Consider the following 26,010-nt stretch of genomic DNA (forward strand, 5'->3'; position numbering starts at 1 on the left):
CCTGGGGCTCGATGTAAGCCGAATCGATATCGCGAGCCGTCCACATCCGCGGCTCGATCCATGAAAGCCTCTAGTAGCTGGGAGATAGCCATGACACTGGTGACGGGAGTGGACATGCGGGATCCCGCAAACAGCCGGTCCACCGCGGCCGAGATGTGGGGAAAGTTCCGGGCGCTGGGCGGACCGCAACATCTGCTCGACGGAGCGGCCCCCGCGATCGGGTTCCTCGCCGGGTACACCGTGGTGAACGCCAAGATCGGGGTGCTGGTCGCGCTCGGGGTCGCCGGACTGATCTCGCTGTATCGCTTGATGAAGGGCGATTCGGTGAAGGTGGTGTCGGCTTCGCTGGCCGCGGTCGTGGTGTTCTCGCTGTTCGTGGGCATCACCGGTGAGGGACGCGGGTTCTATCTGCCGGACCTCATCATCTGCGCGGTGTGCACGGCGGCTTTCGGGATCACCTTGCTCAGCGGCCGCCCGCTCAGCCACTGGGCCTGCCGCAAACTCGGCCTGGAACGCACGTACGTGGCCGATCCCGAAGCGCGGATTCGCTTGCACCACAAGGTGTCACTGGCCTGGTTCGGCTTCTGGGCGGCGCATCTGCTGATCATGGTGCCGCTGTATCTCGCGAACAAGGTGGTGCTGCTGGGCACGGTGGCGCTGGTGCTGGGCAAACCGGCGCTGGTGGTCATGCTCGCCGTCACCTGGCTATGGGTCCGACCGACCCGGTCTCCCAGCGGAGAAATGTCGATCGCCGGAACCCCGGTGGAACAGGAGGCATGGAGTGAGCACGCAGTCCGACCCCAGTCAGCACGTTCTCGATCAGCAACAGCGGGCCGCCGCCGAGCTGCCCTTCGGTGACACCACCGACCAGCAGGACGCGGACCGCGGGTTCATCACCGCGCTCGAACCCGGTGTGGTCAAGGACGCCGATGGAAATGTGGTCTGGGACAACGACTCCTACGGGTTCCTGAACGGGGCATGCCCGGCGTCGGTGCACCCCAGCCTGTGGCGGCAGTCCGGGCTGAACATCCGGCAGGGTCTGTACGAGGTGACCGAGGGGATCTATCAGATCCGCGGACTCGACCTGTCCAATATGACCCTGATCGAAGGCAAGACGGGCGTGATCGTGATCGATCCGCTCATCTCCGCCGAGACCGCGAAGGCAGGCCTCGAGCTGTACCGCGCCCACCGCGGCGACAAGCCGGTGACCGGGCTGATCTACACCCACTCCCACGTCGACCACTTCGGCGGCGCGATGGGCGTGACCACCCAGGAGGATGTGGACAAGGGCCGCTGCCCGGTCATCGCGCCCGCCGGATTCCTCGAACACGCCGTCGCAGAGAACGTCTACGCCGGAACCGCCATGGCCCGCCGAGCCGCCTACATGTACGGCGCGGCCCTGCCCCGCGGCCCGAAGGGGCAGGTGGGCGCGGGTCTCGGGCAGACGACCTCGACCGGCACCGTCACCCTCATCGCGCCGACCCACGACATCACCGAGACCGGTCAGGAAATGACCGTCGACGGGGTGCGCATCGTCTTCCAGATCACGCCCGGCACCGAGGCGCCGTCGGAGATGAACTTCTACTTCCCCGACCACCGGGCGCTGTGCATGGCGGAGAACGCGACCCACACGCTGCACAACCTGCTGACCCTGCGCGGCGCGCTGGTGCGCGACCCGCACGTGTGGTCGCAGTACCTGACCGAGTCGATCAACCTGTTCGGCTACGACTCCGACGTCGTGTTCGCCTCCCACCACTGGCCGACCTGGGGCACCGAGCGCCTGGTGGAATACCTTGCGCAGCAACGGGACCTGTACGCCTACCTGCACGACCAGACCCTGCGCCGGTTGAACCAGGGCTACGTGGGCAGTGAGATCGCCGAGACCATCGAACTGCCGCCCGCCATCGCCGGGGCCTGGCACTCGCACGGCTACTACGGCTCGGTCAGCCACAATGTGAAGGCCATCTACCAGCGCTACATGGGCTGGTTCGACGGCAATCCGGCGCACCTGTGGGAGTACCCGCCGGTCGAATCCGCCACCCGGCACGTGGAATTCATGGGCGGCGCGGACGAGGCGCTGCGCAAGGCGCGGGTGGCCTTCGACAACGGCGACTACCGCTGGGTCGCGCAGGTGGTCAACTACGTCATCTTCGCCGACCCGTCCAACGAGGCGGCGAAGACGTTGCTGGCCGGCACCTACGAGCAGCTCGGCTACGGCGCGGAGAACGCCACCTGGCGCAACTTCTTCCTGATGGGCGCCTACGAGCTGCGCAACGGGAATGTCGGCACACCCACCCAGCCGAACTCCCCGTCCATGATGTCGGCCCTCACCATCGACCAGGTCTTCGACGCCCTGTCGCTGCGCCTGGACGGTCCGAAGGCCTGGCACGAAAAGGCGATCAGCGACTGGGTTTTCACCGATGAGAAGCGCACTCACCGCCTCGAACTGCGCAACGGCGTGCTCATCCACTTCGACCGCCGCGACGGCGACAGGCTGCCGCCCGCCGACGTCACCTTCACCCTCACCCGCGCCACCCTGATCGGCGTCCTGCTCGCGGGCCAGGATCTGAACGCCGCGCTGCAGTCCGGCGCCATCACCATCGACGGCGATGCCCAGAGCTTCGTCAAGCTGACGGCCCTGTTCGACCAGCCCAACCCCGATTTCGCCATCGTCACCCCCGACTAGCGGGCATTTCCCATCCCGGGGCGAGCATCGCTCCCCCGGGATGCGACCGGGTTTATATGTAACTGCCAGTAGCGGAAACCTTGGAGCTGTGACACGCTGTTCTGCAACGCAGCGACGATGAAAGGTGCAGGTCAATGGCGACCGATGGATCCGCGGGGCGATTCACCGCCTTTCGACGTGACGGCCTGGTGTTCCCGGTGATCGATTCCGGGCCGATCACCGGCGACCCGGTCCTGCTGCTGCACGGCTGGCCGCAGGACTCGCGCAGCTGGCATGAGGTGGCGGAGCTGCTCAATCAGGCCGGCTTCCGGACCTTCGCGCCGGACCTGCGCGGCGCGAGCCGCACCGCGGCCCCGCGCTGGCGCTGGCAGTATCGGCTCGACGAGCTGGCCGCGGACGTGCTGTCGATGATCGATCAGATCGGGCGTCCGGTGCACGTCGTCGGGCACGATTGGGGAGCGGCCGCGGCCTGGGCCGCGGCGATCTCGGGGTCCGAGCGGCTGCGATCCTTGGCCGCGTTGTCGGTACCGCATCCGGGCGCGTTCGCTCAGGCCATCCTCACCACCCGCCAAGGGCCGGCTTCCTGGTACATGTACTTATTCCAGCTGCCGGTAATCCCCGAAATCTTGCTCCGCACAGGGCTTTTCAAGAAGTTGCTGCGCCGAACGGGCCAGACCGCGCAGGTCAGCGAGCGCGACGCCGCGCGGCTGCGCGACCGCGCGATCGCCCGCGGCGGGCTGCACTGGTACCGCGGCGCGCCGTTCTCCTCGCCACGCTTCCTGCGCGGCCGGGTCGACGTCCCGACGCTCCAGGTGTGGAGCGACGGCGACACCGCGGTCCTCGACAGCGGCATCGAACTGACGCATCGTTTCGCCGACGGCCCGTTCCGAGTCGAAGTGCTGCCGCACGTATCGCATTGGATCCCCGACGAAGCGCCCGAATCGGTGGCCCGGCTGCTCATCGAGCATTTCGGCGCGAGCGGACCGGGCGAGCAGCGGTAGCCCGTAGGGTGGGGTGAGTAGTTGTCGGCCCGGGTCAGTCGGATTCGGTGACCCGGCGCCAATGGCGGGATGTATTCCGATGGGCCCTGCACGACAGACCACCCTCCAGCCTGAGCAGAGCGGCTTCAGCGCCGCGCGGGAGGCGGAGCGGGCCGCCGAAGAGGAGCGGAATGCCCTGGCCGCCCACACCGTCGCGGGCCACTCGCTCGACGCCGAGGACTGCGCGTATCTACTCCGGATGCTCGGTTTGACCGTGACCCCCGCGACCGACACGCTAGGATCTGGCGACCCCATACCGGACATAGCACCCTGACCATACGAAATGCCGAGGACCATGAGCCGCTTCCTTTCCGCCGTCGCAATGGTCTTCGGAGGGGCGGCGTTATTGAGCGGCCTCACCGCGCCGGTCGCCGGGGCGGACGCCGATCCGGCGCAGGCGCAAGGCAAGTCGCTGGTGGTCATGGGCGATTCGAACACCGCCAATGCCACCTGGTCCACGATGCAGCCCCAGCCCACCGGGGTGGCGTGCCCGCATCTGCCCACCTCCTGGCCGACCCAGCTGGCGGACCGGATGGGGTTGTCGGCGACCAAGGATGTCGAGGACGTCTCCTGCGTCGGCGCGTACATGTGGCGGCACGGTGAAGACCGGTTCTGGACGGCCCTGACCGAGGCGCGGCAGGCGGCCGCGAACGGCGCGTTCGGGCCGCGGACCAAGGCGGTGCTGCTCCAGTTCGGTTTGAACGACGCCTGGGGTTCCGACCACGTGGCCCAGAACGAGCTGGTGCCGTGCCTGCTCGACGTGCTGCGCGGGTGCAGCACGGCCGACGCGGCCACCAACGCGAATCCGCCCGCGCTTCTCACCGGTCAGGACTACGTCGACCACCTGCGCGACATCATCACCTACATCCGCTACTACGCGCCGAACGCGCGCATCGTCCTGGTCGGCTACCAGGAACTGCACACCCCCGGCAGCGACGCGATCTGCATGGGCGTGCTGGGCGTCCCGGTCGGCCTGCCGCACGCGGGTGCGGTCACCGATGTCTTCGACAGCCTCCGCGAGGCCCCGCGCGACGCCGCGGCCGCGCTCGGCGTGGAGTACTTCGACGCCGCCGCGGTCACCGCGGGCCACGGCCTGTGCTCCCCCGACCCCTGGCTGAACGGGATCTTCACCCCGGGCCCCGACTGGTACGGGCAGCCCGGCCACCCGACCGTGCGGGGCGACGCCGCCGTCGCCGAGGGCCTGCGCCAGTTCCTGTCCGCACCCGCCCCGGCCCCGACTCGCTGAGCGGATATCCGGCCGCCCGACGGCCCCGATGACGAAGGCTCCCATCCGAATCCGATATTCGGATGGGAGCCTGTTCGTGAGCCCGGAGGGTCCTACGGCACGACGACGTCGATATTCGCCGGGATGTTGGCGCGGTCGGTGCGGATGGTCAGGTGCACCCGGCCGGCGCCTGTTTCGACCGGGAAGATGGCCGGATAGGTGCTGCTCTGCCCCGCGGCGATGAAGCGGGTGACGCTACCCTGCTGGCCGGTGTCGGCGTTGTTCCAGTCGATGATGGCGTTGACATCGCAGGCCAGCAGCTGCGCGGCCCAGTTACCCAGCGGTGAGAAGCCCTGGCTGATGCGCAGGATCACCGAGTGCGAGGCGCCGGGCGCTTCGGAGTACTGGTAGAGCGGTCCGTCGAAAGCCGTACCGCCGGTGGAGAACATGCCCGCGCACACCCCGTTGCCGAGGGTGAAGACCGGGCTCATATTGAAGCTGCTCTGCGCGCAGGAGCGCGGTTCGGTGTTCGACCAGCCCAGCTGACAGGGGCTGCCGTTGGGTTCGGCGCCGGCCGGTGCGGCGGCGACGGCGACGCCCGCTCCGAGGATGGCAACGGCGGTCAAGCTATTGATCGTTCGTTTCATCATCGGCCAATCCTCACAGCCGACACCGGGTCGATGTCAACCATGTCCGGGGCGTGTCCCCATTCGAATCTCGCGAAAGTTTCGGAGCCAAGGACGTTTTCGCGCAGGACAGAACCTTGTCGATACTCATACCCCCAATAGGTATGAGAAGTGCCACAGTGCTCCGGGCTGTTTTCGAATACCCCATGGGGGTACCAATGGACGGGTTGGAACTGCCCGTGGCCACCCCGGCCCCGAAACCTCTGCCAGGGAGTGATTCCTATGTCCACCCACACCTCCGCGCCGCCCCCGTCGCGGCGCTGGATCGCCTTGGGGCTCATCGCCCTCGCCCAGTTCATCGTCATCATGGACACCTCGATCATCGGCGTCGCACTGCCGGAAATGCAGGACGCGCTGGGGTTCTCGCAGGAGAACCTGTCCTGGGTCTTCAATGCCTACGTGGTCGTGTTCGGCGGCCTGCTGCTGCTCGGCGGCAAACTGTCCGACATCGTCGGCGCACGGCGGATCTTCCAGACCGGGTGGGGCATCCTCGCGGTCGGCTCGCTGGTCGCCGGGCTCGCCGGCAACGCCGCGGTCGAACTGATCGGACGCGGCGTCCAGGGCGCGGGCGCGGCCCTCATCGCACCCTCCGCCCTGACGCTGCTGATGATGCTGTTCGGCGGCAATCCCAGCGAACTGACCAAGGCCTTCGCCGTGTACGGAGCCGCGGCGCCCGCAGGCGGCACGGCCGGGGTGTTCCTCGGCGGCCTGATCACCCAATATGCCTCGTGGCCTTGGGTTTTCTACATCAATATCCCGATCGCGCTGGTAGCGTTGCTGGCCGCTCCGGCCCTGGTGCCCGATGGCGCGATGGCCCCGCACGCGTCGGTGGATCTGCTCGGCGCGGCGACCGCCACCCTCGGCCTCGGCGCCGCCGTCTTCGCCGTGGTGCGCGGGGACTGGTCCGCCACCTCCACCTGGGTGGTGCTGGCGGCGGCCGTCGCCCTGCTCGGCGCGTTCATCGCGATCCAGGCTCGCCGCCGCGAACCGCTCATGCCGCTGAGCATCTTCCGCGCACCCGACCTCGGCGCGGCCAACCTCGCCCAGGTGCTGCTGGGCGCGGCATGGGTGCCGATGTGGTTCTTCCTGAACCTGTATCTGCAGCAGGTCCTCGGCTATTCGGCGTTCCCGTCGGGTGCGGCGCTGCTGCCCATGACCGCGCTCATCATGATCGGCATGATCGCGATCTCGCCGAAACTGTTCGCGCGCTTCGGCGCTCGCACCATGACGGTCGCGGGCCTGGTCATCCTGGCCGCCGGACTGGCGTGGCTGTCGTTCATCCGTCCCGACGGCAACTTCTGGATCGACGTGCTGCCCGGTTCACTGGTGGCGGCGCTGGGCATGTCGCTGGCCTTCATTCCCACGCTGCAGACGGCGATTTCGGCCGCGCCGCCGCAGGAGGGCGGCCTCGCCTCGGGCATCGTGAACACCGGCTACCAGATCGGCTCGGCGCTGGGCCTGGCCGCGGTCACCGCCATCGCCGCGAACGCGGGGGCCGACCAGCTCGGTGACGCCGGCGCGCTCACCGATGGCTTCTCGGCCGCGTTCGTGACGGCCGGGATCATCGCCGTCGGCGCGGCGGCGCTCGCCCTGGTGACCTTCCGGTCTCCGGCCCGGCGCGGCGAGGAGGTCCCGGCTGGCGCATGATCGCGGAATACCAGCGCACGAACCGCGAACGGCCCGGTGGGAATTCTTCCCACCGGGCCATTGCCAACTATTTGCCGGATTTGGCGATAGGTTGCCGATATGAAGCCTGGCGTACTACTTCTGCTCTGCGTCCCAGGACTCAACACCTATGCGCTGCTACTCATCTACATGCGCTCGCGGATCTATCGAGTGCCGGTTTACCGGCCGATGGCCTGGAACTTCCGCCTCACCGCCTCGATAGGCATCTATCTCGGCCGGTACCTGCGATTGGACAGCTGGGACGTGCGTTCCCCCGCACAGCTCCGGGCCAAGCTGCGTGAGCATTTCGATTCGAACGCCGCCCGCGGCCGCTTCGCGTTCTTCTGCGTGACCCACACGATCTTCCTGGGGCTGATGTACGGCCTGATCGTGAGCCCGCTCGTCGACTCCATGGCGCACGGCTGAGGCCGACGGGCCGGTGATCCGCGCGGACCACCGGCCCGGCTGATCAGTGACCGTTGGCGCTGAGGGTGACCTCGCCGTTGGGCCTGTTGTCCGGCTCGAGGACCGGCATCAGCGATTCCCTCGCCATGGAGGTGAGAGTCCCTGCCTGCTGGATGATCTCGGCCAGCGCGGAGGTCACGCCCTGGGCCCCGTTGAGCACCGTGAACTGCCCGACGTGTTCGAACGGCTTCGCCGCGGCGGCCACGATCTCCGGCAGATGCTCGGCGATCTGCTGGGCAATCACCGCCTCCTGGTTCTGGCTCATCGCCTCGGCGCGCTGCTGAATGCCCGCCACCTCGGCCGCCATCCGGGCGCGCACCGCGTCGGCTTCGGCGAGACCGCGCGCCTTGATCGCATCCGCCTCCGCCTGACCGGTGAGCCGGGTCGCCTCGGCCTCCGCGGCCGCCCGCGCCTTGATCGATTCGGCTTCGGCGAGGGCCTGCAACTTCGTCTGCGCCGCAGCGGCTTCCGCGCGCAACCGGGTTTCCTGGGCGTCGGCCTCGGCCTGACTGATGCGGGCGTCACGGGCCGCGGTGGCGAGAGTGGTCTGCCGGTACGCCTCGGCGTCGGCCGGCTTGCGGATCTCCACCTGGAGCTGCTGCTCCTTCTGCTGCGCCTCCAGCTGCGCCACCTTGGTCTCGACCTCCACGACCGCCTGACGGGCGGTCGCCTCGGCCAGCGGACCCTGCTGCTGCGCGTCCTTCGTGGCCCGGTCCACCTCGGCCTGATATCCGGCCTTCTTGATCTGGGTGTCACGCACCGACAGCGCGACCTGCGCCTGCGCGGCCTGCTCCTGCGCGATCGCCTCGCGTTCGGCATTGGCGCGCGCGATGCGCGCGTACTGCTCCACCTCCGCCTGATGCGGAACGGCCAGGTTCGCGATGTAATTCGACTCGCTGGCGATGGACTGGATCTGGAACGAGTCGATCACCAGGCCGAAGGACTCCATCTCGTGCGAGCAGCGGTCCCGCACCTGCTCGGAGAACTTGTCCTGATCGCTGATCATGTCCTGCACGGTCATCGAGCCCGCGATGGCGCGCAGATGACCGATGAACACGTTCTGCACCTTGGTCTCGAGCTCGTCGGTGGGCCGGTCCAGGAACCGCCGTGCCGCGTTGGCGATCGAGGTGTAGTCGTCGCCGACCTTGTACATGACCACACCGGTGAGATGCAGACCGATCTTCTGCCGGCTCACGCACGGCACCACGATCTGGGATTCGTGCGCCTCCAGCGAGATTCGCCGCACCTTGGTCAATCCCGGCGCGACCAGGCATCCGCGCCCGGTGACGATCCGGAACCCCATACTGTCCCCCGACCCGCCCGGCCCCGATCCGGCCCGGAAGCCCGAGATGATCAGCGCCTCATCGGGTTCGGCGACGCGCCACGCGAGCCGCAGCAACCCGATCCCGGCCAGCAGAACAACGAACACCAACCCGACCACACCAATGACCAGGATGTCCACGATGCACCTTCATTTCACGGGAACGACTTCGACCGTCCGGCCACCCAGACTGCCGACCACGAGCACCTGAGCGTGCTTGGGAATCGTCGACTCGCTGTCGGCGGCGCGCGCCAGGAACCGTTCGGACCCGGCCCGCACCTCGATCAACACCTCCCCGAGGTGGCCGGGGGTGATCGCGGCCGTCACCTGCGCGAACTTGCCGATCACATCCGCCGCCATCAACCCCACCCCCCCGGAACCGCAGCTGTTCGACATCACAAACGCTAATCCCGCGGCGGGCACCCGGAAATTTCCTTTACGAAAAACTAACGGGTGCAACCGGTCAGCGGGCTCCGATACGCACCCTGCATGATGGGTTCATGCTCCCCACCGACCGCCTCGCTCAGGTAGACCGCCGTCCCGCCGTGATCGACACCCCGCTCGGGATCGTGGGGTTCGGCGTCACCGTCGGGTCGGAGCTGCTGCCCGCCGGCCCGAACACGCTGTGGCGCTTGCCGAACGGGTCGCATCTGCACCGGTGGCGGCATCGGGACGCCACCGTCGACCTGTTGGTCGGGAGTATCGAGATGCCCGCCTGGGACGGGGGCGCGCCGGTCGCGCTGTGGGCCGGGATCTGGCAGGTTAAGGCGCACAGCGCGGTGACGGGACTGGTGTTCACGGCCGAATTGACCGATCTGCCCGCGGGGACGACCAGCGGCCCGGACACCGGTGAGTGCCTCGCGGCGGTGAGCATCGAGAACGACCACTTCATGGTGTGTATCGGCGGCCCGGACTCGGAACTGCTGGCGCTGCAGGCCGAGGACGCGCGCCTCATGCCCGGCAGCTGGGCGCACCAGATCCACGCAGACGACCACGACACCGAATACGGTGTCCGCTACCGGGATCCGGCCCGGATCGAATGGCACCTGCCCGGCCTGGCCACCGACGAGGCCGCCCGCCTGTGCGTGGCGACCGCCTGGTGCCCGCGCGACGACGACCGCCCGGCCGCCTGGTTCGCCGTCGACATCCCCCTCGACACCGCCTACCTCCACCTCACCGCCGACCCGGCGGTCTGACCCGGCGGCGTAACGGCCATCATTCCGCCGGTCCGGCGCCATTACACGCCACGGCGGCCGGGAAGTGGCATCCTTGCGGGGTTCCCGCCCGACGACACCGCGCGCACCGAATCAGGAGCCACCCATGGCCGGACTCGTCCGCATCCGCCACGTCAAGCTGCCGGTCAGCGACCTGGCGCGCAGCGTCGCCTGGTACACCGACCTCCTCGACCTGCGCCTGGCCGGGGAATTCCGCGAAGAGGGCGAACTGCGCGGCGCGCAGCTCATGCACCCCAGCGGATTCGGCATCGCGCTGCGTGAACGCGAATACTGCGCCGGGCAACCGGATCTCGGCGGCTTCGACGCCTTCGCGCTGGAAGTCGACTCCGTCGACGACCTGCACGCGTTCGCCGCCCGCGCCGACGAACTCGACTACACCCGCGGTGAGGTCTTCGACCGCGGCGATTACGGCGCGGTCCTCGACCTCTTCGATCCCGACAACACGGTGGTCCGGCTCCTCGCCAACAATCCCTTCCACGCCGGGCGATTCCTCGGCGTGGACACCGACGGCAAGGGCGGATTCACCCGCTACGACCAGCCGACCCTGGAGTAGAACCCGGCGACTCCGGACCGGGACCGGCTCATCCCAGGCGCTTGCGCACGAAGGCCGCGATCTCCTCGGTGGCCGCGGCCGCTTCCGGGGTGTCCCGCATGATCACGTAGACGTGCGGGAGACCCTCCCCCAACGTCAACGCCACCTCCACGCCCGCCTCACGCGCGGCGGCCGCGAAGCCCTCGGCATCACTGAGCAGCAGTTCGGCCGTCCCGGCCTGGATCAGCAACGGAGGCAACCCGGTCAGATCCCCGAAAAGCGGTGAGGCCGAAGGAATCCGCGGATCCGCGCCGTCCAGATAGGTCGCGAAGATCCCGCGCAGCATGCCCGGCGTGAAAATCGCGTCCTGCCCGTCACGCTCGGTCATGGAGACCCCGGACCCGCTCATATCCAACGCGGGCGAGAGCAGCACCGCCGCCGCGGGCAGCTCCGCCCCGGCATCGCGCAACTCCAGCAGCAGCGCCGCCACCAGATTGCCGCCTGACGAATCACCCGCCAGCGCAATGGAACTCGCGGCGACGCCCTGGTCCTCCCGCAACCAGCGCCACAGCGCGCGAATGTCCTCGACCGGCGCCGGATACGGGTACTCGGGCGTCAGCCGGTATTCCGGGAACAGCACCCGCGCCCCGGCCGCCCGGCCCAGCCGCGCCGCCAACTCGCCGTGACTGTCGAGCGAGCCCAGCGTGAAACCGCCACCGTGCACGTACACCAGCACCCGGTCCGGCGAGGTGCCCGGCGCGTCCAGCCAGTACGCGGGGACGCCCGCCGCCGACACCGCGCTCACCCGAACATCATCGGGAACCGCGTACTTCCGGCCCGCGGGCAGGAACCCGGCTCGGAGTTCCGCCAGGGCCGGCGGGGTGTCGGGCCGGGCTGCCCGGCGCTGCTCGAACTGTTCGATGAACTCGCGCATCTCCGGGCTCGGCATCGCGATTTCCCTTTCCACTCCGGCTGTTTCGCTCTCCGGAGCGGAAACGGCAGCGTGACCGGAATTGTTCCGGGCGTGGGAAACGACAGCGCCCCCGGTCCATCGACCGGGGGCACTGCACATCGTCGGATCAGGCCGTGCCGTTGGTGGCTTCCGGCTTGGACTCGCTGCGCGGCGACGCGTCGTCGTCCTCCTGCGCGGCGATCCCGTGCTCGGTGCCCTCGTCGGCTTCCTGATCCGCCTCCGGGTGCTCCGGGGAGAACTCGGCGGGCAGGTTCTTGATGTGCTTGTTCATGTTCCGGATGAGCAGGATGGTGCCCGCCAGCAACACCAGCACGATCACCAGACCCAGCGGGGACGCCTTGCCGAACTCCGGGCCGGTGGGCGAATTGTTGGTCTGGGCGAGCAGGGTGAGCATCATCGGGCGGCGTCCTCGGTGTCGGCGTCGTCGATGCCCGCGAACAGGTCGGTCTCCGGGATCGCGGTCTTGACGCGGGTCTTGGCCAGCTCGAACTCCTCGGTCGGCCACAGCCGCTGCTGCATCTCCGTCGGCACCGCGAAGAAGGCGCCATTGGGGTCGATCTGGGTGGCGTGGGCGCGCAGCGCGTCGTCCCGCGCCGGGAAGTACTTGGCGCACTCGACCTGGGTGGTCACCCGGGCCATGATGTCGCCGCGCTCGGCGGCGTACTTGCGCATCCGGTCCATCCACTCCTGCATGGGGAACGGTTCGCCGATGCGCTCGTACTCGGCGGCGAAGACCTCGAGCCGGGCCAGGCTGAAGCCGTGGTCGTAGTACAGCTTCAGCGGCGTCCAGGGCTCACCCGCGTCGGGGAACCGCTCCGGATCGCCGGCGGCCTCGAAGGCCGCGACCGACACCTGGTGGCACATGATGTGGTCCGGGTGCGGGTAGCCGCCCATCTCGTCATAAGTGGTGATGACGTGCGGCCGGAACTCGCGCACCACCCGCACCAGCGCCTCGGCGGCCTCCGCCAGCGGCACCAGCGCGAAGCAGCCCTCGGGCAGCGGCGGCAGCGGATCACCTTCCGGCAGACCGGAATCCACGAAACCCAGCCAGGTCTGGCGGACGCCCAGCGCCTCGGCGGCGGCGGCCATCTCCTCGCGGCGGACCTCGGTGATGCGGTCCTTGATGCCGGGGGTGTCCATGGCGGGGTTCAGAATGTCGCCGCGCTCCCCACCGGTGAGGGTGACGACCAGCACCTCGTTGCCTTCGGCGGCATAGCGCGCGGTGGTGGCCGCGCCCTTGCTGGATTCGTCGTCGGGATGGGCGTGCACCGCCATGAGGCGAAGACCACTCACTTCTCGTTCACCTCACCGATCACGTTTTCACCTCGTAGCGTCGCGCTGCGTCAACTGGCACGTGCCGAGTCCGGACACAGGCATCGGATATCCATTCCCTATAGTTCCATCCGATCGTTGTTTGTTCCGACCTACCCCCCGGGAGCGTCCCCGACATGAGCGAAAGACCGGCCGACAGGTACGGGATAAAGCCGCGGAAGAACCGCCGCTGGCTGCCCTGGGCCCTCGGACCGATCGTCCTCGTCGGCGGACTCGTGGTCGCCTACCTGGGCTTCCGCACCTACGGGCCGCAGGACATCGAACCGGAACGCCTCGGCTACACCGTCGTCGACGACTCCACCGTCACCATCGACTTCAAGGTGACTCGCAAGGATCCCGGCACCGCGGTCGCCTGCATCGTGCGCGCCATGGACGGCGACACCGACGAGGTCGGCCGCCGCGAGATCCTGGTTCCCGGCTCCGACGCCGGCACCGTCCGCATGGACACCACGATCAAGACCGCCCGCCGGGCCGGCGCGGCCAATGTGTACGGCTGCACCGAGCATGTGCCGGCCTACCTGCGCGCCGGGTGAAAAGTCGGGTATGCGACCCGCATTGACGCTTCTACCTGCGCATTTTCAAATCGTGCTAAAATGACGCGATACACGGTTCCGGCGTTCGGAGCCGTGTTTGCTGCATTGACGGCCGGCGCTGTCGGGACTCTCCCCAGGGATCGCTCTGGCTGTCCAGGGCTGCTGTGTGCCCATCTCCGGATGGGTTTCAGCAGCGGGCATCAGGGAATCCCGGCTTGCCGGGGACAACTACTAGGGAGTGATCGAGATGACTGAGACCGTGACTTGGCTGACCCCGGAGTCGCACGAGAGGCTCACGAGCGAACTCGGCGCGCTCATCGCCAACCGTCCCGTCATCGCGGCCGAAATCAACGAGCGCCGTGAAGAGGGCGACCTCAAGGAGAACGGCGGTTACCACGCGGCGCGTGAAGAGCAGGGCCAGCAGGAGGCGCGTATCCGCCAGCTGCAGGAACTGCTGAACAACGCCAAGGTCGGCGTCGCGCCCACCAAGTCCGGCGTCGCCCTGCCCGGCTCGGTCGTCAAGGTCTACTACGACGGCGACGAGTCCGACACCGAGACCTTCCTCATCGCCACCCGCGAAGAGGGCCTCGGCAGCGCCGACCTCGAGACCTACTCCCCCAACTCCCCGTTGGGCGGCGCCCTCATCGACGCCAAGGTCGGCGACACCCGCGAATACACCCTGCCCAACGGCAAGACCATGAAGGTGACCCTGGTCTCCGCGGAGCCGTACCACAGCTGACAGCTCCCCCGCCTCCCCGCGACTTCAGCGGGCGGCAGAGAGCCGTTGACGGTCCTGCACCCGCACCGGCGTTGGGAGCCGAACCGATTTTGGTCGTACCCGGTGAGTTACCCGGAACCCTGCGAAATCAGTCGTCACGTTCCGGACAAAGCGAAGCGCCGCACCAATTCTTGGTGCGGCGCTTCGCTTTTGTCATGTACTCAAGCGAGGGCTTGCTCGATGTCGGAGAGGAGGTCGCTGATGTCCTCGATGCCGACCGAGAGGCGGACCAGGTCGGCGGGGACCTCGAGGGCGGAGCCCTCGGTCGAGGCGTGGGTCATCGCGCCCGGGTGCTCGATCAGCGATTCCACGCCGCCGAGGGACTCGGCCAGGGTGAAGATCTTGGTCTTGGAGCAGAAGTCCAGCGCCGCTTCCTTGCCACCGTGCACGCGCACCGAGATCATGCCGCCGAAGCGGCGCATCTGCTTCTGCGCCACCGTGTGGCCCGGGTGCTCGGGCAGGCCGGGGTAGATGACCTGGGCGATCTTGGGGTGGTTGGCCAGGAACTCGGCGATGGTCTCGGCGTTGTCGCAGTGCCGGTCCATGCGCAGGGCCAGGGTCTTGATGCCGCGCAGGGTGAGGAAGGCGTCCATCGGGCCGGGGACCGCGCCCGCGCCGTTCTGCAGGAACGCGAACTTGGTGTCCAGCTCCTGGTCGTTGGTGATGAGCGCGCCGCCGACCACGTCGGAGTGACCGCCGAGGTACTTGGTGGTCGAGTGCAGCACGATGTCCGCGCCCAGCAGCAGCGGCTGCTGCAGGTACGGGGAGGCGAAGGTGTTGTCCACGACCAGCTTCGCGCCGCCCGCGTGGGCGGCCTCGGCCAGCGCCGCGATGTCACCGACGTTCAGCAGCGGGTTGGTGGGGGTCTCCACCCACACCAGCTTGGTGTTGGGGCGCATGGCCGCGGCCACCGCGTCCACGTCCGAGATCGGCGCGACCGAGTACTCGATGCCCCACTGGGTGAACACCTTGTCGATGAGCCGGAAGGTGCCGCCGTAGGCGTCGTTCGGGATCACCATGTGGTCGCCGGGGCGCAGGTTGGCCCGGATCGCGCAGTCCGTGGCCGCCATACCGGAGGCGAAAGCCCGCCCGTAGGAGCCGGATTCGAGCGCGGCCAGGTTGGCCTCCAGCGCGGTCCGGGTCGGGTTGCCGGTGCGCGCGTACTCGTAGCCGCCGCGCATGCCGCCGACCCCGTCCTGGGCGAAGGTCGAACTCGCGTAGATCGGCACGTTCACCGCACCGGTCTGAGGGTCCGGATCGAACCCGGCGTGCACCGCCCGTGTGGAGAAACCCAGCTGATCGCTCATGCGAACAGCCTAAGGACGCGGCCGCTCCGCCCCGCCCCCGGGTCGGTATCGGCGCGGCGTTGTGGGCGTCGCGCGGGCGGTCCTATCGTGGGCGCATGGTCACCGTAGACGAGCTGTTCGCCATCGACTCCCTGCTCAGTGACGAGGAACGCGCCATCCGCGAGACGGTGCGCGCGTTCGCGGCGGAACGGTTGCGGCCACGGGTGACCGAATGGTTCGAGGAGGGGACCTTCCCGGCGCGGGAGCTGGCTCCGGAACTCGGCAAGCTGGGGCTGCTGGGGATGCATCTGGAGGGGTACGGGTGCGCCGGCACCTCGGCGACGGCGTACGGGCTGGCCTGCCTGGAGTTGGAGGCCGTCGACTCCGGGGTGCGCAGCATGGTGTCGGTGCAGGGGTCGCTGGCCATGACCGCCATCCACAAGTACGGGTCCGAGGAGCAGAAGCTGCGGTGGCTGCCGGAGATGGCGGCCGGGCGGGTGATCGGCTGCTTCGGGCTCACCGAACCCGACTTCGGATCCAATCCGGGCGGCATGCGGACGCGGGCGCGACGCGACGGGGACGACTGGATCCTCGACGGTTCGAAGATGTGGATCACCAACGGGTCGGTGGCCGATATCGCCATCGTGTGGGCGCAGTCGCGCGAGGGCGAGCGGGATGTGATCCGCGGGTTCGTGGTGCCCACGGACACACCGGGATTCAGCGCCCGGGAGATGAAACACAAACTGTCCCTGCGGGCTTCGATCACCGCGGAACTCGCTCTCGACGGCGTCCGGCTGCCCGCCGACGCCCAGCTGCCCGAGGCGCGGGGCCTGGCCGCGCCGCTGGGCTGCCTGTCGGAGGCGCGGTTCGGGATCATCTTCGGCGCGCTCGGCGCGGCCCGCGACTGCCTGTCCGCCGCGATCGAATACTCACGAACCCGCGAGGTTTTCGACAAGCCCCTCGCCGCCTACCAGCTCACCCAGGCCAAGCTCGCCGACATGGCGCTCGAACTCGGCAAGGGCGAACTGCTGGCCGTGCACCTCGGACGGCTCAAGGACCGGCACGTGATCTCCACTGAGCAGATCAGCGCGGGCAAGCTGAACAGCACCCGTGAGGCCATCAGGATCGCGCGGGAATGCCGGACCATCCTGGGCGCGAACGGCATCACCCTCGAGTACCCGGTGCTTCGGCACGCCAACAACCTCGAGTCCGTGCTCACCTACGAGGGCACCGCGGAGGTGCACCAGCTGGTGCTGGGCGAGGCGCTCACCGGCTCGAAAGCCTTCCGCTGAGCGGGACTTCCGGACGAATGCGTGATATATCACACTCGATCCGCGCGCCGCGGGCGGGTTGCTAGCATCGCCGGGTGTTTGTGCCCGGCTCCGCTTTGCTCGTCGTCTCGGCGCGTAAAACCCTGAATCGACTGCAGCGCACCCACGGAGCCCCCGCCCTGGAAGCCGCAGCGGTCTTCCCCGGCGTCAGCGCGGTCATCGACCAGCACGCCGCCGCCGTCCGCGACATCCTCGACCTGGGCGTGGAGAACTCCAACCTGGTCCCGGTCAGCGTGCTGCTCGCCGGGTACGCCCGCGGCATCCTCGAGGACCTCCGGGAGGCCGAACAGATCGCCCTCCCGCGCTCTCCCCTGGACTGGCAGGACGCCGACTGGCTGCATCTCCGCCTGGCCGCCGTCTGCTCCCTCGCCCGCGCCTCCTGAACCCCGATAACGAGATCAGGGAGCCGTCAGCGCGGGGAATCGACGAGATTCCACGCTGAGAGCTCCCTGATCCCGGAAGACGTCGGCTACATGTCGCCGCGATCCTGGTCGCCGTGCCGGTCGCCCCGCTCGGAGCGCTGCGCCGGGGGCGTCGGCTGGTCGCTCTGGGGCATCCGGCCGGATTGCGAGGGCATCTGGCCGCTCTGCGGTGACGGCATCTGGCCGCTCTGCGGTGACGGCATCCCGGTTCCGGGCGCCGGCATCTGACCGGTCTGTTGCTGAGGCATCTGCCCGGTCTGCGGCGGAGGCATCTGCCCGGACTGTTGCTGGGGCATCTGACCAGGCTGTTGCGGAGGCATCTGGCCGCCGCCCTGCCCGTACCCGCCCTGCTGATACCCGCCCTGCTGATACCCCTGCTGTCCGTATCCCATTGCACTACTGCCGGGTTCGGCCCATTTGCCCGGAGGCATCTGGCCCATGCCCTGGCCCGCCATGGTCGGCTGCTGCGCCATGGCGGCCCGTTGCGCGGCCATGGCCTCTTGGGCCTGACGCTGGCGCGCGGCGTCCTCGCGGCCGCGCTGATACGCCTGGGCGTGGCCCTTCACCTCGGGCATCTCGCCCTCGATGGTGTCCAGCCAGCCCGACCAGCGCTGCTGCATGGGCCGGATCAGACCGCCGCCGATACCGACGACGAGGATGCCGCCCACGGTGGCCAGGACGGTGATGAGGATCGGCATGGTGACCGAGGTGCCGACGCCGATCTGATTGAGCGCCGCGATGATGCCGATGCCCCAGATGAACACGGCCGCAATGCGTCCCAGCATGCGGCCGTAGTCCAGGCCGCTCAGCATGTTCGACACCATGTCCTGGACGACGCGGGCGATGGCGCCGGCGATGCAGACGATGATGATGCCGACGGCCAGTCGCGGCAGCCAGGCCACGACCGCGTTGAGCATGGTGCTCACCGGATTCGGGCCGAAGACGCCGAAGCCGAGTTGCAGGGTGATCAACAGGACCGCGTAGTACGCCAGCTTGGCGATGATGCCGGTGGCGTCGTAGCGGCCACGGGCGAGCATCTCCTTGATGCCGCCGCGTTCGACCAGGCGATCGAAGCCGACTCGGTGCAGGATTCGGGTCACCAGCCGGGCCACGAGTTTCGCGACGAACCAGCCGATGAGCAGGATGACCAGGAACCCGACGAATTTGGGCAGCCAGGTGGCGATGGAACTCCACGCGTCGGAGAGTCCTCGCCCGATCTGGATATCGATAGCCGAACTCGAGGTGTGCATGACCCCGTCCCTTCGCTATCTGTTCCGGCCGGGTGCCGGAACTGCTCCACGGGGCCGTTATACGCCGAGTCGATCGCCGGATCCGGCTGTTTGCGAAAGTGTTGCCCAATCGGATCGGACAACCGCCCGAATACGACGAATGGCCCGCCCCTCATCGGGCGGGCCATCGTGGTGTCGTCGGTGGATCAGTACGCGCTGTTGACGTTGTCCATCGAGCCGTAGCGGTGCGCCGCGTAGTTGCAGGCGGCCACGATGTTGGCGACCGGATCCCAGACGTCGAACGGGGTGCCGTCGACGTGGTAGGCGGCGAAGGTCGGGTCGATCACCTGCAGCAGGCCCTTGGACGGGATGCCCATGGCGGCGTTCGAGTCGTACAGGTTGATCGCCTGCGGGTTGCCGCTGGACTCCCGGATGATGTTGCGGAAGATGCCGTCGTAGCTGCCCGGGATGCCGCGCTGAGCCATGATGTCCAGCGCCTGGCGGATCCAGCCGTCCAGGTTGTCGGCGTAGACCGGCGGCGCGGGGGCGGGAGCCGGCTCGGGAGCGGGCGCCGGGGCCACCTCGGGCAGCGGGGCCGGCATGGGGGCCGGAGCCGCGGCCGGGGCCGGAGCCACGGCGGGGTGCTCGCCGGCCGACGCGAACTTGACGGTCGCGGCGGGCGCGGTGGCGGCGGCCAGGGTCTGCTTCAGCGCAGCGGGCTCGACGTCGCCGTTCGCGGCGCCGGCGGCGGTGAAGATGGAGCCGAACACGCCGAGGGCGAGAGCGGCGGCACCGGCCGTCCGAGCGGTGGCAACTACCTTGCTACGTTTGGCAGGGTCACTGAGAGCAGACATAACATTCTTGGGCATGGCGAATTTGGATTCCTGTTCGGTTTCGGGCTCGCGGGCCTGAAATGGCAGCGCTTGGTCACGCGGGCGTCTACCGACGCTCACCTGCACACTGCGGGCTGTTGTGGATGCTGTTGTGAAACCCGTTACGGGTCAATGGAGTTGGCGCCCTACCTAGAGGGCGGCAGCGAGGGTGACGGCCTCCCGGCCGTGAGCCTCAGCGCACCGATGTGGTGATCACGTTCCGCATGTGTGTTCACATCTCCTTGCGCCATCCAGACTTGCGGTCTGTTTCCGACAAGGTCACAGCTTGATAGCGCATAGTGAACGCAGACTGAATCAAAGGTTAACGACAGATGAATCCGGTTCAGGTACACGCCTTGGACCTGCATCAATACAAGCGATGACCTGGTGATTCAATTAAAACCATTAAGTGTTTCAGATCACAGAACAATTTCGCCCTCGGATCGCGATATACCGACATTTGGCATATTTCGCGGCGTTCCACCGGCGTTTCGGCTCCCTTTGGTAACGGTCCAGCAAATCACAGTAGTTAACTCAAATCACACACGTCACAATTCTCACGGCAGATAAAGACCTCGCAACGAAGTACCGCGCGGATGGGGTCGGAACATGGCATCCACCCTGGTCACCGAAGTGCCGGCGGCCCTGTCCCGCACCGATCCGGCCACCGGAAAGGCCGTTCGAGAAGGTTCTGCCGGCCTGCCTGGTTGCCGACGCCGCCCAGCTACGCCTGGCCGAGGCCGCTCGACGGGTGGCCTTCCACTCCGCGCTGCTCGGGGCCGCCGGGCGGGCACCTGGATCCCGACCTGGTTGTGGTGTTCGCCGCCGACCAAGACGCCATGTGGAGCGGGCCGGACCAACCGGGCCCGCTGACCGCGGTGGTGAGCACAGAACCCGGGCTGCCCACCGCGATCCGGCCGCGGGACCGCGATCATCTGTTCCGGTCCCTGTCGACCGTGGCGGATCTGAAAGGCCGCTCTCTGCTGGGACATTCGGTGCACACGGCCGAACTCGCCGACGCCGCAGGCGAACTCGGCCGCGCTGCCGTCTCCGGATCGATCTGGAACACCCCGGCCCACTCGGCCACAGCGAACTGGAAAGGGTTCGACCGCAAAACTATTGGACCGAACGGGTCCTGCGCCGCTCCCCCACTCACCAACTGGCCGAGGTCGCCGCCGGGCGTCACGAACGGCTCGACGGCAGCGGCCACCACCGCGGCTTGCGCGTTCACGACCTGTCCACCGTGGCGCGGCTGCCGGCGGCCGCCGACGTGTTCGCCGCCATGACCGAACCGCCCGCGCCGACTCGCGCACAAACCCAGCGAGGCCGCCGCCACCTGTCCGCCGAGGCCGCACGCGCCGAATACCTGTGCGGACTCACCGAACGCGAGGTCCACGGGCTGCGCCTGGCCGCACGCGGTCACGGGCTGCTGCCCGGCTGAACCGGCCCGTCGGGGATAGGTGGATCAACCGATATGGGCGGGGTGCGCCCTTGGACAGCGAACCGCCCGCCGGAACCGTGAAAGTTTCGGCGGGCGGGTGAGACTTCGCGGTCGGCTAGACCGGCGTGTCGGTGCTCAGGAAGCCCAGCAGGTCGTGGCGGGTGATGACGCCGACCGGCTTGCCGTCGTCGACCACCATCAGGGCGTCGGTGCTCTCGAGCAGCTTGGTCGCGGCCGAGACCAGCTCGCCCGCACCGATCAGCGGGAAGGCCGGGCTCATGTGCATCGAGACCGGGTCGGTGAGCTTGGCGCGGCCCTCGAACACGGCCGACAGCAGATCGCGCTCGGTGACCGAGCCCGCGACCTCGCCCGCCATCACCGGCGGCTCCGCGCCGACGACCGGCATCTGCGAGACGCCGTACTCGCGCAGGATCTCGATGGCGTCGCGCAGGGTCTCCTGCGGGTGGGTGTGCACCAGGTCCGGCAGTTCGCCGGACTTGCCGCGCAGCACGTCGCCCACGTGCACCTCGCCGCCGGTGGTGCCGTCCAGGCGCGAGCGCAGGAAGCCGTAGGAGCTCATCCACTGGTCGTTGAAGATCTTCGACAGGTAGCCGCGGCCGCCGTCCGGCAGCAGCACGACCACCACGGCGTCCGGATCCCGCTCGGCGACCTTGAGCGCCGCGACGACCGCCATGCCGCAGGAGCCGCCGACCAGCAGGCCCTCCTCGCGGGCCAGGCGGCGGGTCATCTCGAAGGAGTCGGCGTCGGAGACGGCGATGATCTCGTCCGGGATGGCCGGGTCGTAGGCGGTCGGCCAGAAGTCCTCACCGACACCCTCGACCAGGTACGGGCGACCGGTGCCGCCGGAGTAGACCGAGCCCTCCGGATCCGCTCCGACGATCTTGACCTTGCCGCCGGAGATCTCCTTGAGGTAGCGGCCGGTGCCGGTGATGGTGCCGCCGGTGCCGACGCCCGCCACGAAGTGGGTGATCTTGCCCTCGGTGTCGCGCCAGATCTCGGGACCGGTGGTCTCGTAGTGCGATTCCGGCCCGCCCGGGTTGGAGTACTGGTCCGGCTTCCAGGCGCCCGGGATCTCCCGGACCAGGCGGTCGGAGACGTTGTAGTAGCTGTCCGGGTCCTCCGGCGCGACCGCGGTCGGGCAGACCACGACCTCGGCGCCGTAGGCGCGCAGCACGTTGCGCTTGTCCTCGCTGACCTTGTCCGGGCAGACGAACACGGTCTTGTAGCCGCGCTGCTGCGCGACCAGGGCCAGGCCCACACCGGTATTGCCGGAGGTCGGTTCGACGATCGTGCCGCCGGGCTTCAGCAGCCCGGCCTTCTCGGCGGCGTCGATCATCTTGACGGCGATGCGGTCCTTCGAGCTGCCGCCCGGGTTGAGGTACTCGACCTTCGCCGCCACCAGTCCCGAGTTCGGCCCCACCACGGAGTTCAACCGGACGAGCGGGGTGTTTCCGATCAGATCGACGACATGGTTAGCGATGCGCATACCCATCATCGTTGCAGAAAGGAGATGCGGGCCTTCGCGCACGTCGGCGATATCACGCTTGCCGGAAATTACCATCGCCCCATGAGGATGCCGACGAGCGTGGCCGCCGCCTCCCTGCTGACCGTTCTCGGCAGCACGACCATGATCATCTCCGCCGCTCCCGCCACCGCCGGAACCATCGAGTTTCCCCAGGTCCCGAGCATGTACCACGATGCGATGCTGTGCGGCGGCACTATCCGATCCTGGGCCGAGACCAGCCCGCAGTGGCCCGGCCGGGCGATCTTGAACGTGCAGGCGCTGCCGGTCGCCGGGTTCGATCCGGGCGAGTTCTCCTTCGCGCCGATGTGTGAGACCACCGCCACCGTCGCCTGGCGCAACATGAACACCGGCGCCGCCGGCGAATATCGAGTTCCCGTCCTCGCGGGCTTCTACGGCAGCGAGCACTACGCGTTGTTCCAGGACACCGGACCCGGGCACATCGTCGTCACCGTCTACACCGACATGGCGAACATCCCGTCCCACAGCACTTTTGATGTCCCCTCGTGAACGCGAACGTGCCCTACCCCTTCTCGACTCGTGCCGCGCTGCCGCAGGCAGTGCGGCACGAGAGCCGCGCGAGTGCGATTTCCCACAGACCAGTGGATGGGATACCGGCATACCGGATGTAGGACACGAAACACACCCGTCGTAAATTCGAAGAGGATCACCCCAGCAAAAAAGGAGTCCTCATGGCTGAGGCCGTCATCGTTTCGTACGCCCGCTCGCCGATCGGCCGCGCCGGCAAGGGTTCTCTGGTGAGCATGCGACCGGACGATCTGGCCGCGCAGATGGTGCAGGCCGCCCTGGACAAGGTGCCGGGCCTGGACGTCAACGATGTCAACGACCTGCTGCTGGGCTGCGGCCAGCCCGCCGGTTACGCCGGTTTCAACATCGCGCGCTCGGTCGCCGTGCAGCTCGGCTACGACTCCCTGCCGGGCGTCACCGTCAACCGCTACTGCTCCTCCTCGCTGATGACCACCCGCATGGCGTTCCACGCCATCAAGGCGGGCGAGGGCGACGTGTTCATCTCGGCCGGTGTCGAGACCGTCTCCAACTTCCCGAAGGGCACCGCGGACGGCTGGCCGGACAGCCACAACCCGCGCTTCGCCGACGCCGAGGCCCGCACCCAGGCGACCAAGGCCTCCAACGCCACCTGGACCGACCCGCGCGCCGAGGGCCTGCTCCCGGACGTCTACATCGCCATGGGTGAGACCGCCGAGAACGTCGCCACCTTCACCGGCATCTCCCGCGAGGACCAGGACCACTGGGGCGTGCGTTCGCAGAACCGCGCCGAGGAGGCCATCAAGGCCGGCTTCTTCGAGCGTGAGATCACCCCGGTGACCCTGCCCGACGGCACCGTCGTCACCACCGACGACGGCCCGCGCGCCGGCACCTCCTACGAGAAGATCTCGCAGCTGAAGCCGGTCTTCCGTGAGAACGGCACCATCACCGCCGGTAACGCCTGTCCGCTGAACGACGGTGCGGCCGCGCTGGTCGTCATGTCCGACACCAAGGCCAAGGCGCTGGGCCTGACCCCGCTGGCCCGCGTCGTGGCCACCGGCGTCTCCGGTCTGTCGCCCGAGGTCATGGGCCTGGGCCCGATCGAGGCCGTGCGCAACACCCTGAAGAACGCGAACATGACCATCAACGACCTCGACCTGTACGAGATCAACGAGGCCTTCGCCGTTCAGGTCCTGGGTTCGGCTCGCGAGCTGAACATGGACGAGGACAAGCTGAACGTGTCCGGTGGCGCCATCGCCCTCGGCCACCCGTTCGGTATGACCGGCGCCCGCATCACCGCGACCCTCATCAACAACCTGCAGACCCACGACAAGCAGTTCGGTCTGGAGACCATGTGTGTCGGTGGCGGCCAGGGTATGGCGATGATCATCGAGCGCCTGAGCTGATAACTCGGCACTGACGCGGGCCGCTCGACCTCACGGTCGGGCGGCCCGTTTCGTTTTCCCGGGCGCCGGGCCCGCGGTATTACCTGGCAGGTAATCGACTTCGTTCCGCGTAGGCGGAAACATCAAGGGCAGCACAGCAATCCGATCGAGGAGCTCGAAATGCCCGGTTACGCCATCGCCAATCTGTGGGACGTGGACCTCAACGCCGAGATCGTGGAATACCTGGAGCGCATCGACTCCACGCTGGAACCGTTCGGCGGCAAGTTCATCGTCCACGGCGGCACCCAGCGGGTCATCGAGGGCCCGGCGAGCGCGATCGCCATCGTCATCGAATTCCCCGACGACCAGGCCGTCATCGACTGGTACGAGTCGCCCGCCTATCAGGCGATCCTGCCGCTGCGCCTGCGGAACTGTTCGAGCGTCGGCATTCTCGCCGCGCACTGCGGCGAGAATCACGTCGCCACCGACGTGCTGAAGGAGGTGGTGACCAACGACTGACCCTGTTCTCAGGCTTGGCTACACAGCAGTGGGCGGGCACCGGATTCCCGATGCCCGCCCACTGTTCTCGCCTCTTGTCTGCGGCTGTCGCTACCGGTCCTGGAAGTAGCTGAGCAGGCGCAGGATCTCGAGGTACAGCCAGACCAGGGTGACGGTCAGGCCGAACGCCACGCCCCAGGCCGCCTTCTCCGGAGCCTGGGCCCGGATGAGCTGGTCGGCGGCGTCGAAGTCCAGCAGGAAGCTGAAGGCCGCGACAGCGATGACCACGAGGCTGAAGACGATGGCCAGCGGGCCGCCGTCACGCAGGCCGAAGCCGCCCGAGGTGAAGAAACCGGCGACCAGGTTGCCGAGCATGAGCACCAGGATGCCGATCATGGCGCCGACGATCATGCGGGTGAAGCGCGGGGTGACGCGGATCGCGCCGGTCTTGTAGACCACGAGCATGCCGAAGAACACGCCGAAGGTGCCGAGCACCGCCTGGGCGATCAGGCCCGAGCCGCCGACGCCGCCGATCTCGACATTGGTGAACAGGAACGAGAACGAGCCCAGCAGCAGGCCTTCCAGCGCCGCGTAGCTGAGCACCAGCGCCGGGTTGTCCTGCTTGCGGCCGAAGGTCATGATCATGGCGAGCGCGAAGCCGCCGAGACCGCCGACCAGCAGGAACAGCATGGCGAGGCCGTGGTTGGCCGAGGTGAGCGCGTAGGACAGGATCGCCGTCAGGGTGACCACGCCGAGGGTGATGCCGGTCTTCTGGACGACATCGTCGATGGTCATCGGACGGGTGGTGGGCACGGCCGGCTGGTAGGGCTGCTGGTACCCGCCCGGGTACTGCGGCGGCTGCTGACCGTAGGGGTTGCTGGGGAACTGTCCGGCTCCAGGCGCCGAGCCGAAGCCGGCATAGCCGCCCTGCTGCGGCTGCAAGTTCCGGAAGACCGGGTTGGATGTGGAGCGCATTTCCGTGCGTCCCTTTCTGGAGTCGCGGCTCACGTCGGTCGTGGCCAGTGAAG

General features: G+C 68.2%; 28 protein-coding genes. 17 read left to right on the plus strand and 11 right to left on the minus strand.

Going from position 1 to position 26,010, the window contains the following annotated elements; translation table 11 throughout:
- Positions 1-90: 90 nt before the first annotated feature.
- The 5 genes from ACQPYY_RS28985 to ACQPYY_RS29005 all read left to right on the plus strand — a co-directional run bounded on the left by ACQPYY_RS28985 (position 91) and on the right by ACQPYY_RS29005 (position 4,972).
- Positions 91-858 carry a DUF3159 domain-containing protein gene (locus ACQPYY_RS28985; protein WP_433591718.1) on the plus strand — a complete coding sequence of 256 codons (768 nt, stop codon included), beginning with the start codon at positions 91-93 and terminating at the stop codon, positions 856-858.
- On the plus strand, positions 782-2,686 hold the full coding sequence (locus ACQPYY_RS28990; RefSeq protein ID WP_433591719.1) for an alkyl/aryl-sulfatase: 1,905 nt from the start codon (positions 782-784) through the stop codon (positions 2,684-2,686). The genes ACQPYY_RS28985 and ACQPYY_RS28990 overlap by 77 nt, the downstream gene beginning before the upstream one ends.
- Positions 2,687-2,820: 134 nt before the next feature.
- Positions 2,821-3,687 (plus strand): alpha/beta fold hydrolase, encoded by an 867-nt coding sequence (locus tag ACQPYY_RS28995; RefSeq protein WP_433591720.1) that lies wholly within the window; start codon positions 2,821-2,823, stop codon positions 3,685-3,687.
- A 79-nt stretch (positions 3,688-3,766) separates the two neighbouring features.
- Positions 3,767-4,000 (plus strand): hypothetical protein, encoded by a 234-nt coding sequence (locus ACQPYY_RS29000; protein ID WP_433591721.1) that lies wholly within the window; start codon positions 3,767-3,769, stop codon positions 3,998-4,000.
- A 21-nt stretch (positions 4,001-4,021) separates the two neighbouring features.
- A complete protein-coding gene (locus ACQPYY_RS29005) occupies positions 4,022-4,972 on the plus strand; it encodes an SGNH/GDSL hydrolase family protein (protein WP_433591722.1) in 951 nt (316 codons plus the stop codon).
- A 92-nt stretch (positions 4,973-5,064) separates the two neighbouring features.
- Here ACQPYY_RS29005 and ACQPYY_RS29010 read toward each other — a convergent pair whose 3' ends face one another.
- Positions 5,065-5,601, minus strand: coding sequence for a hypothetical protein (locus tag ACQPYY_RS29010; RefSeq protein WP_433591723.1), 537 nt, complete (start codon positions 5,599-5,601; stop codon positions 5,065-5,067).
- Positions 5,602-5,859: 258 nt separating this feature from the next.
- Here ACQPYY_RS29010 and ACQPYY_RS29015 point away from each other — a divergent pair, with 258 nt between their 5' ends.
- Both ACQPYY_RS29015 and ACQPYY_RS29020 read left to right on the plus strand, forming a co-directional pair.
- On the plus strand, positions 5,860-7,284 hold the full coding sequence (locus ACQPYY_RS29015) for an MFS transporter (protein ID WP_433591724.1): 1,425 nt from the start codon (positions 5,860-5,862) through the stop codon (positions 7,282-7,284).
- Positions 7,285-7,383: 99 nt separating this feature from the next.
- Positions 7,384-7,728 (plus strand): DUF1361 domain-containing protein, encoded by a 345-nt coding sequence (locus ACQPYY_RS29020; protein WP_433591725.1) that lies wholly within the window; start codon positions 7,384-7,386, stop codon positions 7,726-7,728.
- 43 nt (positions 7,729-7,771) lie between these two features.
- On the opposite strand, the gene ACQPYY_RS29025 is transcribed toward ACQPYY_RS29020, so the two are convergent.
- Positions 7,772-9,229, minus strand: a complete 1,458-nt coding sequence (locus ACQPYY_RS29025; RefSeq protein ID WP_433591726.1) for an SPFH domain-containing protein — start codon at positions 9,227-9,229, stop codon at positions 7,772-7,774.
- 9 nt (positions 9,230-9,238) lie between these two features.
- Positions 9,239-9,448: a hypothetical protein gene (locus tag ACQPYY_RS29030; RefSeq protein WP_433591727.1), complete on the minus strand. Its 210-nt coding sequence runs from the start codon at positions 9,446-9,448 to the stop codon at positions 9,239-9,241.
- A 140-nt stretch (positions 9,449-9,588) separates the two neighbouring features.
- On the opposite strand from ACQPYY_RS29030, the gene ACQPYY_RS29035 reads away from it, so the two are divergent.
- Positions 9,589-10,284 (plus strand): hypothetical protein, encoded by a 696-nt coding sequence (locus tag ACQPYY_RS29035; protein WP_433591728.1) that lies wholly within the window; start codon positions 9,589-9,591, stop codon positions 10,282-10,284.
- Between the two features lie 124 nt (positions 10,285-10,408).
- Positions 10,409-10,876, plus strand: a complete 468-nt coding sequence (locus ACQPYY_RS29040; RefSeq protein ID WP_433591729.1) for a VOC family protein — start codon at positions 10,409-10,411, stop codon at positions 10,874-10,876.
- A gap of 28 nt (positions 10,877-10,904) precedes the next feature.
- Here the strand turns inward: ACQPYY_RS29040 and ACQPYY_RS29045 are convergent, their stop codons facing one another.
- From ACQPYY_RS29045 to mca, 3 genes are all read right to left on the minus strand, one after another.
- Positions 10,905-11,804: an alpha/beta hydrolase gene (locus tag ACQPYY_RS29045; protein WP_433591730.1), complete on the minus strand. Its 900-nt coding sequence runs from the start codon at positions 11,802-11,804 to the stop codon at positions 10,905-10,907.
- Positions 11,805-11,934: 130 nt separating this feature from the next.
- The gene (locus ACQPYY_RS29050; RefSeq protein ID WP_379095766.1) at positions 11,935-12,222 is read right to left on the minus strand and encodes a hypothetical protein; all 288 of its coding nucleotides are present in this window, start codon (positions 12,220-12,222) and stop codon (positions 11,935-11,937) included.
- Complete coding sequence (gene mca, locus ACQPYY_RS29055; protein ID WP_379095762.1) at positions 12,222-13,103, minus strand: mycothiol conjugate amidase Mca; 882 nt, start codon at positions 13,101-13,103, stop codon at positions 12,222-12,224. Before mca ends, ACQPYY_RS29050 begins: the two co-directional genes overlap by 1 nt.
- A gap of 173 nt (positions 13,104-13,276) precedes the next feature.
- Between mca and ACQPYY_RS29060 the strand changes: the two genes are divergently transcribed.
- The gene (locus ACQPYY_RS29060; protein ID WP_379093321.1) at positions 13,277-13,693 is read left to right on the plus strand and encodes a DUF4307 domain-containing protein; all 417 of its coding nucleotides are present in this window, start codon (positions 13,277-13,279) and stop codon (positions 13,691-13,693) included.
- A 247-nt stretch (positions 13,694-13,940) separates the two neighbouring features.
- Positions 13,941-14,432: a transcription elongation factor GreA gene (greA, locus tag ACQPYY_RS29065; protein ID WP_357280179.1), complete on the plus strand. Its 492-nt coding sequence runs from the start codon at positions 13,941-13,943 to the stop codon at positions 14,430-14,432.
- Between the two features lie 200 nt (positions 14,433-14,632).
- Here greA and ACQPYY_RS29070 read toward each other — a convergent pair whose 3' ends face one another.
- The gene (locus ACQPYY_RS29070; protein ID WP_433591731.1) at positions 14,633-15,778 is read right to left on the minus strand and encodes a cystathionine gamma-synthase; all 1,146 of its coding nucleotides are present in this window, start codon (positions 15,776-15,778) and stop codon (positions 14,633-14,635) included.
- Positions 15,779-15,873: 95 nt separating this feature from the next.
- On the opposite strand from ACQPYY_RS29070, the gene ACQPYY_RS29075 reads away from it, so the two are divergent.
- Together ACQPYY_RS29075 and ACQPYY_RS29080 are read left to right on the plus strand one after the other, a co-directional pair.
- Positions 15,874-17,049 carry an acyl-CoA dehydrogenase family protein gene (locus ACQPYY_RS29075; RefSeq protein ID WP_379093315.1) on the plus strand — a complete coding sequence of 392 codons (1,176 nt, stop codon included), beginning with the start codon at positions 15,874-15,876 and terminating at the stop codon, positions 17,047-17,049.
- A 74-nt stretch (positions 17,050-17,123) separates the two neighbouring features.
- Positions 17,124-17,471 (plus strand): DUF6401 family natural product biosynthesis protein, encoded by a 348-nt coding sequence (locus ACQPYY_RS29080; protein ID WP_379093312.1) that lies wholly within the window; start codon positions 17,124-17,126, stop codon positions 17,469-17,471.
- Positions 17,472-17,557: 86 nt separating this feature from the next.
- Here the strand turns inward: ACQPYY_RS29080 and ACQPYY_RS29085 are convergent, their stop codons facing one another.
- Positions 17,558-18,760: a mechanosensitive ion channel family protein gene (locus ACQPYY_RS29085; protein WP_433591732.1), complete on the minus strand. Its 1,203-nt coding sequence runs from the start codon at positions 18,758-18,760 to the stop codon at positions 17,558-17,560.
- A 185-nt stretch (positions 18,761-18,945) separates the two neighbouring features.
- Entirely contained in the window at positions 18,946-19,593 is a 648-nt protein-coding gene (locus ACQPYY_RS29090) for a transglycosylase SLT domain-containing protein (protein WP_433591733.1), read from the minus strand.
- A gap of 859 nt (positions 19,594-20,452) precedes the next feature.
- Between ACQPYY_RS29090 and ACQPYY_RS29095 the strand changes: the two genes are divergently transcribed.
- A complete protein-coding gene (locus tag ACQPYY_RS29095) occupies positions 20,453-21,052 on the plus strand; it encodes an HD domain-containing phosphohydrolase (RefSeq protein ID WP_433591734.1) in 600 nt (199 codons plus the stop codon).
- Between the two features lie 115 nt (positions 21,053-21,167).
- On the opposite strand, the gene ACQPYY_RS29100 is transcribed toward ACQPYY_RS29095, so the two are convergent.
- Positions 21,168-22,559 carry a cystathionine beta-synthase gene (locus tag ACQPYY_RS29100; RefSeq protein ID WP_433591735.1) on the minus strand — a complete coding sequence of 464 codons (1,392 nt, stop codon included), beginning with the start codon at positions 22,557-22,559 and terminating at the stop codon, positions 21,168-21,170.
- An 81-nt stretch (positions 22,560-22,640) separates the two neighbouring features.
- On the opposite strand from ACQPYY_RS29100, the gene ACQPYY_RS29105 reads away from it, so the two are divergent.
- From ACQPYY_RS29105 to ACQPYY_RS29115, 3 genes are all read left to right on the plus strand, one after another.
- Positions 22,641-23,105 carry a hypothetical protein gene (locus ACQPYY_RS29105; RefSeq protein ID WP_433591736.1) on the plus strand — a complete coding sequence of 155 codons (465 nt, stop codon included), beginning with the start codon at positions 22,641-22,643 and terminating at the stop codon, positions 23,103-23,105.
- A 182-nt stretch (positions 23,106-23,287) separates the two neighbouring features.
- Positions 23,288-24,505, plus strand: coding sequence for an acetyl-CoA C-acetyltransferase (locus ACQPYY_RS29110; protein WP_357280193.1), 1,218 nt, complete (start codon positions 23,288-23,290; stop codon positions 24,503-24,505).
- 159 nt (positions 24,506-24,664) lie between these two features.
- Positions 24,665-25,003, plus strand: a complete 339-nt coding sequence (locus tag ACQPYY_RS29115; protein ID WP_433591737.1) for a DUF1330 domain-containing protein — start codon at positions 24,665-24,667, stop codon at positions 25,001-25,003.
- A 90-nt stretch (positions 25,004-25,093) separates the two neighbouring features.
- Here ACQPYY_RS29115 and ACQPYY_RS29120 read toward each other — a convergent pair whose 3' ends face one another.
- Positions 25,094-25,957 carry a Bax inhibitor-1/YccA family protein gene (locus tag ACQPYY_RS29120; protein ID WP_379093294.1) on the minus strand — a complete coding sequence of 288 codons (864 nt, stop codon included), beginning with the start codon at positions 25,955-25,957 and terminating at the stop codon, positions 25,094-25,096.
- Positions 25,958-26,010: the final 53 nt, after the last annotated feature.

Source organism: Nocardia sp. CA-145437 (genome assembly GCF_050956485.1).
Lineage (GTDB): Bacteria > Actinomycetota > Actinomycetes > Mycobacteriales > Mycobacteriaceae > Nocardia.

Excerpts from the sequence above, each read along its gene's own strand:
- ACQPYY_RS29085 (WP_433591732.1), bottom strand. The coding sequence starts at position 18,760 with ATGCACACCTCGAGTTCGGCTATCGATATCCAGATCGGGCGAGGACTC.
- ACQPYY_RS29015 (WP_433591724.1), top strand. The coding sequence starts at position 5,860 with ATGTCCACCCACACCTCCGCGCCGCCCCCGTCGCGGCGCTGGATCGCC.
- ACQPYY_RS29005 (WP_433591722.1), top strand. The coding sequence starts at position 4,022 with ATGAGCCGCTTCCTTTCCGCCGTCGCAATGGTCTTCGGAGGGGCGGCG.
- ACQPYY_RS29115 (WP_433591737.1), top strand. The coding sequence starts at position 24,665 with ATGCCCGGTTACGCCATCGCCAATCTGTGGGACGTGGACCTCAACGCC.
- ACQPYY_RS29060 (WP_379093321.1), top strand. The coding sequence starts at position 13,277 with ATGAGCGAAAGACCGGCCGACAGGTACGGGATAAAGCCGCGGAAGAAC.
- ACQPYY_RS29120 (WP_379093294.1), bottom strand. The coding sequence starts at position 25,957 with ATGCGCTCCACATCCAACCCGGTCTTCCGGAACTTGCAGCCGCAGCAG.
- ACQPYY_RS29010 (WP_433591723.1), bottom strand. The coding sequence starts at position 5,601 with ATGATGAAACGAACGATCAATAGCTTGACCGCCGTTGCCATCCTCGGA.
- greA (WP_357280179.1), top strand. The coding sequence starts at position 13,941 with ATGACTGAGACCGTGACTTGGCTGACCCCGGAGTCGCACGAGAGGCTC.
- ACQPYY_RS29030 (WP_433591727.1), bottom strand. The coding sequence starts at position 9,448 with ATGGCGGCGGATGTGATCGGCAAGTTCGCGCAGGTGACGGCCGCGATC.
- ACQPYY_RS29105 (WP_433591736.1), top strand. The coding sequence starts at position 22,641 with ATGAGGATGCCGACGAGCGTGGCCGCCGCCTCCCTGCTGACCGTTCTC.
- ACQPYY_RS29090 (WP_433591733.1), bottom strand. The coding sequence starts at position 19,593 with ATGTCTGCTCTCAGTGACCCTGCCAAACGTAGCAAGGTAGTTGCCACC.
- ACQPYY_RS29020 (WP_433591725.1), top strand. The coding sequence starts at position 7,384 with ATGAAGCCTGGCGTACTACTTCTGCTCTGCGTCCCAGGACTCAACACC.
- ACQPYY_RS29070 (WP_433591731.1), bottom strand. The coding sequence starts at position 15,778 with ATGAGCGATCAGCTGGGTTTCTCCACACGGGCGGTGCACGCCGGGTTC.
- ACQPYY_RS29110 (WP_357280193.1), top strand. The coding sequence starts at position 23,288 with ATGGCTGAGGCCGTCATCGTTTCGTACGCCCGCTCGCCGATCGGCCGC.
- ACQPYY_RS28985 (WP_433591718.1), top strand. The coding sequence starts at position 91 with ATGACACTGGTGACGGGAGTGGACATGCGGGATCCCGCAAACAGCCGG.
- ACQPYY_RS28995 (WP_433591720.1), top strand. The coding sequence starts at position 2,821 with ATGGCGACCGATGGATCCGCGGGGCGATTCACCGCCTTTCGACGTGAC.
- ACQPYY_RS29045 (WP_433591730.1), bottom strand. The coding sequence starts at position 11,804 with ATGCCGAGCCCGGAGATGCGCGAGTTCATCGAACAGTTCGAGCAGCGC.
- ACQPYY_RS29100 (WP_433591735.1), bottom strand. The coding sequence starts at position 22,559 with ATGCGCATCGCTAACCATGTCGTCGATCTGATCGGAAACACCCCGCTC.
- ACQPYY_RS29075 (WP_379093315.1), top strand. The coding sequence starts at position 15,874 with ATGGTCACCGTAGACGAGCTGTTCGCCATCGACTCCCTGCTCAGTGAC.
- ACQPYY_RS29040 (WP_433591729.1), top strand. The coding sequence starts at position 10,409 with ATGGCCGGACTCGTCCGCATCCGCCACGTCAAGCTGCCGGTCAGCGAC.
- mca (WP_379095762.1), bottom strand. The coding sequence starts at position 13,103 with ATGGCGGTGCACGCCCATCCCGACGACGAATCCAGCAAGGGCGCGGCC.
- ACQPYY_RS29050 (WP_379095766.1), bottom strand. The coding sequence starts at position 12,222 with ATGCTCACCCTGCTCGCCCAGACCAACAATTCGCCCACCGGCCCGGAG.
- ACQPYY_RS29000 (WP_433591721.1), top strand. The coding sequence starts at position 3,767 with ATGGGCCCTGCACGACAGACCACCCTCCAGCCTGAGCAGAGCGGCTTC.
- ACQPYY_RS29035 (WP_433591728.1), top strand. The coding sequence starts at position 9,589 with ATGCTCCCCACCGACCGCCTCGCTCAGGTAGACCGCCGTCCCGCCGTG.